Source organism: Siccirubricoccus soli (assembly GCF_024178315.1).
Taxonomy (GTDB): Bacteria; Pseudomonadota; Alphaproteobacteria; order Acetobacterales; family Acetobacteraceae; genus Siccirubricoccus; species Siccirubricoccus soli.
On record NZ_JAMZIK010000241.1, the window covers coordinates 1 to 6,376 of the forward strand.

Here is a 6,376-nt window from a genome sequence, read left to right on the forward strand (position 1 = left end):
GGTGTCGACCTGCTGACCCGCGTGCTGGCCGATTGCATGGGCCGGCAGACCGGCCACACCTTCGTGGTGGACAACCGGCCCGGGGCGGCCTCGGCCATCGGCACGCAGCATGTCGCGCGGCAGCCGCCGGATGGCTACACGCTGCTCTATGGCGGGCCGAACATCACCATCCTGCAGGTGCTGAACCGCAGCTTCGCGCGGGAGATCGACGTCCGCACCGCCTTCGCGCCGGTCACCGTCGCTGCCTCCGGCCCCTACATCTTCGTCGTCAACAAGGACGTGCCGGCGCGGACGCTGCCGGAGTTCATCGCCTGGCTGCAGGCCAATCCCGGCCGCGGCAATTACGCCACCACCGGCACCGGCGCGACCATGCACATGATGTCGGAGCTGTTCAAGCAGCTGGCCGGCAACCCATCCGTCACCATGGTGCCGTATCGCGGCGACGGGCTGGCGGTGCAGGCGGTGGCGAGCGGCGAGGTGCAATACGCCATCGCCGTCACCGGCTCCGCCAAGCCGCTGGTCGATTCCGGCATGGTCCGGCCCCTGGTGGTCACCGGCCCGCGCCGGATGGCGGGCCTGCCCGAGGTGCCGACGATCAGCGAGGTCGGGGTGGTGACCCAGCTCGATATCGTGGCCTGGCTTGGCTACTTCGCCCCGGCGGGCACGCCACCGGAGCGCATCGCCTGGCTGCAGCAGGCCATTGCCAGGGCGCTGTATGATGAGGGCGTGCAGGGCCGGCTGGCCGATCTCGGCTTCGCGCCGGTGGGGTCGGAGCCGGCAGCGCTGAAGGCGGTGGTGGAGCGCGACGTGGCGCTGTGGACGCGCGTCGCGAAGGAAGCCGGCCTGGAGGCCGAATGACGCGGCGCCGGGGCGCGTCACCGCGCCCCGGCTCTCCTCCCCTTACGCGGCGACAGGCTCGCCGAGGCGGAAGCCCCGGTAGGACTCCGCCGCCACCTCCTCGCAGATCTTCCGATAGGTGCCGACGCCGCCGATATAGGGCATGAAGACGCGCGGCTTGCCCTTCACATTCGCCCCCATGTACCAGGAGCCGGCCCGCGGATAGAGGGTGCGGTGGGCCACCTCGTTGTTGTGCTCCACCCATTTGTCCTCCGCCTCGCGCTCCGCCTCGATGCGGGTGAGCGACTTTTTCTGCATCTCCGCCAGGCATTGCGTGATCCAGTCCACATGCTGCTCGATGGACACGATCATGTTGCTGAGCACGGAGGGGCTGCCGGGGCCGGTCACCATGAACAGGTTGGGGAAGCCGGCGCTGCACAGGCCGAGATAGGTGCGCGGCCCCGCTGCCCATTTCTCCGCCAGCGTCTCGCCGCCCACGCCCCGGATGTCCATGCTGGTCAGGGTGCCCGTCATCGCGTCGAAGCCGGTGGCGAAGACGATGGCATCGAATTCGTGCACCGTGCCGTCCGCCAGCTGCACCCCTTCCGGGACGATGCGGGCGATCGGGTTGCTGCGAAGGTCCACCAGCGAGACATTGGAGCGGTTGAAGGTCTCGTAATAGCCGGTATCGGCGCAGATGCGCTTGGTGCCGATGGGGTGGTCCTTCGGCGCCAGCAGCTCGGCCGTCCGGGCATCCTTGACGATCTCGCGGATCTTGCTGCGAACGAATTCCGCGGCGGTGCGGTTGGCCTCCTCATTGGTGACGAGGTCGTTGAAGGAGACCATGAAGGCGGTGCCGCCCACCGCCCAGCGCCGCTCATACTCCGCCCGCCGCTCCTCCTCGGAGACCTCCAGCGCGCCCTTGTCGTTCAGGTTGCGCAGGATGCCGGTGTGCTGCGCGCGGGCCTTCGCGCGCCGGGCCGGGTAGTCGGACTTCCACTCCTGCTCGTAGGGCTCATCCATCGGAGCGTTGTGGGAGGGAATGCTGAAATTCGCCGTCCGCTGGAAGACGGTGAGATGCCCGGCCTGTTCCGCGATGACCGGGATGGCCTGGATGGCCGAGGAGCCGGTGCCAATCACCCCCACGCGCTGGCCGGTGAAATCCACCTTCTCATGCGGCCATTGCCCGGTGTGGAAGGTCTTGCCGCCGAAGCTGTCGATGCCCTCGATCTCCGGCAGGCGGGCGGTGGAGAGGCAGCCCGTGGCCATTACCACATGGCGCGCCCGCACCACATCACCCTTATCGGTGCGCACGGTCCACAGATCCGTGGTCTCGTCCCAGCTCGCTTGCTGGACGCGGGTGCTGAAGGAGATGTCGCGGCGCAGGTCCAGCCGGTCCGCGACGTGGTTGGCATAGCGGAGGATCTCGGGCTGGGAGGCGAAGCGCTCGCTCCACTTCCATTCCTGCTGCAGCTCGTCGGAGAAGCCGTAGGAGTACTGCATGCTTTCCACGTCGCAGCGCGCGCCGGGATAGCGGTTCCACCACCAGGTGCCGCCCACGCCGCTCGCCTGCTCGAAGGCGCGAGCCCGCAGGCCGAGCCCGCGCAGGCGGTACAGCATGTAGAGGCCGGCGAAGCCCGCCCCCACCACCACCACATCCACATCCGGGGCCGCCGGGGCCGCCCCCCCGGGGATGCGCTGCTGGCCATTCATCATCTCAGTTCCTCCGCTGTGGTTGCTTCGGCGTCCAGCGCCGGATGTCTCTTCAGGCCGCGGCGCCGCGCACCAGGCGCCCTGGCAGCGCCCCGGTCGCCTGGCCCTCGCGATAGACCGGCTGCCCGTTCACCAGCGTCGCCACATAGCCATCCGCGCGCTGGAGCAGCCGCTTGCCGCCCGCCGGCAGGTCATAGGCGAGTTCCGGCACGCGCGCGCGCAGCCGGTCGTAATCGATGACGTTGATGTCGGCCCTGAGCCCCGGCGCGATGGCGCCGCGATCGGTCAGGCCCAGCGCCCGCGCATTGTCATGCGACAGCCGCTTGATGACGAAGCCCAGCGGCAGCTTCTCGCCGCGGCTGCGGTCGCGCGTCCAATGGGTGATCGTGCTGGTGGTCGAGCTGGCATCGCAGATGAGGCCGAGATGCGCGCCGCCATCGCCGAGGCCCATCAGCGTGTTGGGATGCTCCACCATGGTCTTCACGGCGGTCAGGTCGCCGTCGGCGTAGTTGATGATGGGGCGGTTGAGGATGCCGCGGCCGTCCTTCTCCAGCATCAGGTCGTAGGCGAGTTCCTGCACGTCCACCCCGCGCTGCGTGGCCATGGCGGCCAGGCTGCGCTCCGGCGGCGGCTCGTAGTCCGGCGGGTCGCCCAGCGGGAACATCATGTGCCAGGTGTTCAGGCGGTAGATCATCGCCGGGTCCGTCGTCGGCTCGGCGATGATGCGGGCGCGGAATTCCGGGGTGCGCAGCACCGCCAGGCGCTCAGCGAAGGGCAGCTTGGCCACAAGCTGCCAGCTCGGCCGCGCGAAGAAGGGGTTCTGGCTCAGCTCGAAGCCCAGCATCAGCCCGATCGGCCGCGCCATGACCTGCCCGGTGATAGGCGTGCCGGCGGCGTTCGTCTCCTCCAGGCGGTCGAGCAGGAAGCGCCACAGCCACGGCACCTTCTCGCGCTGCAGCAGGCTGAAGGTCATCGGCCGGCCGGCGGCCTCGGCGACGCGGCGGAGCATGGCGAATTCCTCGCCGGGCTCATCGAAATCCGAGATCACCTGCAGCCAGCCACGCCCCAGCTTGCCGATGGCCCGGCCGATATCGGCCAGCTCCTCCTCGGCGGCGCGGAGCGTCGGGGTATGGCGCCCATCCAGCGTCTTGTGCGCCAGGGCGCGGGAGGTGGAGAAGCCCAGCGCGCCGGCGGCGATGGCCTCGGCCGCCAGCCGCGCCATCTCCGCGCGGTCGGCCTGGTTGGCCTGCTCGTGATCCGCGGCGCGCTGGCCCATCACATGGATGCGCAGCGCGGCGTGCGGCACCTGGGTGGCGATGTCCATGTCGTAGCTGCGGCCGCCCAGCACATCGAGGAACTGCGGGAAGCTCTCCCAGGTCCAGGGCAGCCCCTCGGTCAGCACGATCTCGGGCAGGTCCTCGATCCCTTCCATGAGGGCGACGAGGATGTCGCGCCGCTCCGGCAGGCAGGGGGCGAAGCCGACGCCGCAATTGCCGATCAGCGCGGTCGTCACGCCATGCCAGGAGGAGGAGTCGAGGCGGCTGCTCCAGGTCGCCTGGCCGTCGTAATGGGTGTGGATGTCGACGAAGCCCGGCGTGACCAGCAGGCCCTTGGCGTCGATCTCCTCCGCCCCGCGCGGCGCCGGCCCCAGCTTGCCGACGGCGAGGATGCGGCCGCCGCCGATCGCCACATCGGCCTCATAGGGTGTCCCCCCGAGCCCGTCGGCGATCGTGCCGCCCCGGATCACCAGCTCCGCTTCGCGTGCCATGCCGTCCTCCTCCTCCTACGCGCCGGGCGACGCATGTCCTGGTGCCGCGACAGCCCTGGCACCGCACTGGCGACCTGGCTTGTCCCGGCCCGAATTTCCGTTAAAAGGAAATTTCTTTCCCTCCAGGGAAACACAATGCCTGCCCGCAAGTCAATGAAGTCAGTCTTCCCTGGCCCGGCCCCCTTGGGGAAAGCCGCGGCATGAGCGCCGGGCGCGCCGCGGAGCGCCGCGGCTTCACGCCGGGAGAGCGTGGGCTGGAACAATCCTTCGGACGGGCAACGGTGATCCTGAATGCGCTGGCCGCCTCCGGGGAGGCGGGGATGCGCTTCGTGGACATCGTCCGCGCCACGGGCCTCAGCCAGACCACGGTGCACCGGCTGGTCGCAGCCCTCGCCGAGCACGGCTTCATCGAGCAGGCGGCCACGGATTCCCGCTACTTCCTCGGCATGCAGCTCGCGGGCTGGGCCTTCGCCGCCACGAACCGCTTCGGGGTGGCCGAAGTGGCCCATCCCATCATGCATCACCTCAGCGAGGTGACGGGGGATACCACCTATCTGTCGCTGCGCTCCGGCGATACGGCCATGTGCGTGGCGCGCGTCGAAGGCTCCTACCCCATCCATGTGCGGATCGTGACGCCGGGCGACCGCCACGTCCTCGGCCTCGGCGCCGGCAGCCTCGCCCTGCTGGCCTTCATCCGGGACGAGGCCGAGATCGAGCGCCTGCTGAACCTGCCGGAGCAGCGGGCGGGACGGGCACGGGCCGGCGTGGACGAGGCGCTGATCCGGCAATGGCTCGTCGCCTCGCGCCGGGATGGCTACAGCATCGTGCAGGATCTGGTCCCGGGCACCAGCGCCATCGGCCTGCCGATCCACGGGCCCACGGGCGATCCGGTTGCGGCACTCGGCCTCGCGGCGATTTCGACCCGGCTGCAGGCGCCCCGGCTGGACGAGGTGCTGACGGAGATGCGGGCGGCGGCGGCGCAGATCGAGGCAAGGCTGCGGCCGATGCCGAAGGCCCATCTGGTGCGTTGAAACTGTCCCATACCAGCCGCGCGACATGCGGACCGATGCCGATTCACGAGTGCGGCCGGCATGTCCGTGATCCCGGCGCGCAGCCGCCACACCACCCCTGCACGCGATACCCGGCTCGGAACGTCAGGCCTTCCGAGCCAGGTATCAGCCTTCGGGGAGGCCCGCCGCGCGGAAGGCGCGAAGAATCGGTCGGTGTCCCGCGTGTGGCGGAAATACCAAAGTTCGGGAAGCGTGCGCATGTTCCAGTGCGCACCGAGCCGCAGCACCTCCTGCACCACCGCGCGAGCCTCTTCCATCAGCCTGGCTTCGACCGCCGCCGTGACAAGCGTATGGTATCTCGGTACACGCGGCGCTCGCCTGGGCTTCTCTCCCACCGTCGCCGGGGTGGGCGGATGGCCGCCTGCCCGGCACCGAGGAGAGAGCGCATGCCACCGTTTCCGACAATGCTGGACGATACCCTGCACGGTCGAATGCCACCGACATCATCAACGCCCAATGGGGCAGTGACCTAGTTTACGGACATGGCGGAAATGACGCCCTCAGCGGCGACCGCGGGAATGACACGTTGTATGGCGGCGAGGGTGCCGACGACCTCTATGGCGGCGACGGCCACGACCTTCTCGTGCCGGGCATGACCTCCGGCCAGGGCTCCGCGGCCGACCAGCGCGTGTCCGGCGGCGAGGGCAACGACACCCTGTCCTTCGAGGATTGGAGCCAGGGCATCTGGGCAAATCTGGGGACCAACAGCGCAACCTACGCCACCCTCACCCGCCGTGGTCACCACAAGGCGTGGATCGGCTGCCACTTACCCCTCGATGACCTCTGGCACACCATCGGCCGCATCAGCGAGACCTTCACCCCGACCGAGTGCGACAACTCCTTCGCCGCAGCCGGGTACGACGCAGACTGATCGGCTTTCTTGCTCTAGATGTTTGATCCCGGGGTTTGATGGTGCAGTCTTCCAGCAGGCGTGGAAGGACGCGCTATGGGCCAGGTTCATCATGGGAGCGCCGCAACGACAGCGGCG

The 6,376-nt window shown here is 69.3% G+C and carries 5 protein-coding genes; 3 read left to right on the forward strand and 2 right to left on the reverse strand.

Annotated elements, in window-relative coordinates:
- Positions 1-858, forward strand: an 858-nt coding sequence (locus NJ376_RS27445; protein ID WP_252956542.1) for a Bug family tripartite tricarboxylate transporter substrate binding protein, incomplete at its 5' end; no start/stop codon positions are given.
- Positions 859-900: 42 nt separating this feature from the next.
- Here NJ376_RS27445 and NJ376_RS27450 read toward each other — a convergent pair.
- On the reverse strand, positions 901-2,553 hold the full coding sequence (locus tag NJ376_RS27450) for a flavin-containing monooxygenase (protein WP_305880028.1): 1,653 nt from the start codon (positions 2,551-2,553) through the stop codon (positions 901-903).
- A gap of 49 nt (positions 2,554-2,602) precedes the next feature.
- Positions 2,603-4,318, reverse strand: a complete 1,716-nt coding sequence (locus tag NJ376_RS27455; RefSeq protein ID WP_252956543.1) for an N-acyl-D-amino-acid deacylase family protein — start codon at positions 4,316-4,318, stop codon at positions 2,603-2,605.
- A 200-nt stretch (positions 4,319-4,518) separates the two neighbouring features.
- Between NJ376_RS27455 and NJ376_RS27460 the strand changes: the two genes are divergently transcribed.
- Entirely contained in the window at positions 4,519-5,349 is an 831-nt protein-coding gene (locus NJ376_RS27460) for an IclR family transcriptional regulator (RefSeq protein WP_252956544.1), read from the forward strand.
- 484 nt (positions 5,350-5,833) lie between these two features.
- Positions 5,834-6,259 (forward strand): calcium-binding protein, encoded by a 426-nt coding sequence (locus NJ376_RS29450; RefSeq protein ID WP_370288732.1) that lies wholly within the window; start codon positions 5,834-5,836, stop codon positions 6,257-6,259.
- The last annotated feature ends 117 nt before the right edge of the window (positions 6,260-6,376 follow it).

What these genes read in the sequence shown, in the direction of transcription:
- NJ376_RS27450 (WP_305880028.1), bottom strand. Translation starts at nt 2,553, where the DNA reads ATGATGAATGGCCAGCAGCGCATCCCCGGGGGGGCGGCCCCGGCGGCC.
- NJ376_RS27455 (WP_252956543.1), bottom strand. Translation starts at nt 4,318, where the DNA reads ATGGCACGCGAAGCGGAGCTGGTGATCCGGGGCGGCACGATCGCCGAC.
- NJ376_RS27460 (WP_252956544.1), top strand. Translation starts at nt 4,519, where the DNA reads ATGAGCGCCGGGCGCGCCGCGGAGCGCCGCGGCTTCACGCCGGGAGAG.